We start from the raw sequence: 1240 nt of genomic DNA on the forward strand, positions 1-1240 counted from the left end.
CAGCTTCTGCCATTCGAGTTTCGCGAAGCCGCGCCTGTTGCGGATGGTGACCAGTTGCTCTGCCGTCAGCTGTTTGAGCCATTCGCTGTCAGCCCATGACGGCAGGTGGATCGTTCCGGGCGGAAAAGATGCACCGGCTGCAATTTCTTCCTCGATCGGGCGCTGCTGTCGCAGGAAGCGGTAGGTCTCGGCCTTGAAGGTCGAAGTGGCAACGTTCCAGAGCCTTGCGCCCCGGCGCAGGCGCTTGCCCGCAATGGTCGCGTCCACATAGGTCGGCCCGGAAACCGGGCTTGCCCGGTTGAAGCCTTCCAGTCCCTTGACAGGGGCCACCTGGGCAAAACCGACCGAACGGGCCCAGCCATAGACGGCCGCCGTTTCATAGCCCGTGTCGATTGCCAGCCGGACAAGCCCCAGCTCCGCACCATTGGCATGTGGCCAATTTCGGCTCAGCAGTGCCGTCAGTCCTTTCCAGGCGTCCGGGTCCCCCGGTCCGCCTTCAATCACCACATGATCGACCAGCCAGCTTTCCAGGCTACGGCCCCAGGCCCAGACATCGATTTCAAACCGGTCCTTCTGAACATCCGCTCCAGCGGTCAGGAAGAGACCGTTCGAGGGCACGGTTCCGGCTGGCCAGTCCTCCCGCTGCTCGGCGACCCGTTGCCAGTCCGGCGCGTCGCCGGTTTCGATCCAGGTCTCCCCGAGAATGGTGTTCCGGAACGCCCGCATCGCCTCGTCGCCGCCCTGTGCCGCTTGCATGGCGGCCCGCGCGATCCGCTGCCAGCTGAGCCAACCTACCGGCGAATAGAGCGCCGACAGGTGGTAGCCGACCGTCGTGGGATCGATAGCCGTTGCCGTCGCGCGCCACTCGCCGCGCTCGAGCATCGCCGTTTTGTGGTGTTCGGCGATTGCCGCGTCGCAGCCCTCGCAATAGTACTCCGCCGTCTCCGGCTGCCCCTTCTGCCAACGCAGCCGTTCGAACTTCAGCCACTGCATCGCGCCGCAATGCGGACAGGGCACGAAGAACCGGCGTTGATCACTGGCCTCGTAGTCCCGTTCGATCCGGCTGACGCCTCGGATCGTGGGCGTCGAGACCAGGAAGACCTTGCGCCGGTGTGCGAAGGTCAGCGAGCGCGCTTCCGCCAGCGTCACCGGGTCACCTTCCTCGTCGGCAGAGGCCGGATAGGCGTCAACCTCATCGAGAAAGATGTACCGCGCCGGAGTCGAGCGGAGACCTACCGCC

Annotated in this window: 1 protein-coding gene; it reads right to left on the minus strand. The window is 65.2% G+C overall.

Annotated features, from left to right (window positions below; genetic code table 11):
* Positions 1-1240 (minus strand): phage terminase large subunit family protein (locus tag E1297_RS01670; RefSeq protein WP_196223124.1); only part of this gene is annotated, 1240 nt, incomplete at both ends.

This window comes from Roseibium sp. RKSG952 (assembly GCF_009711355.1).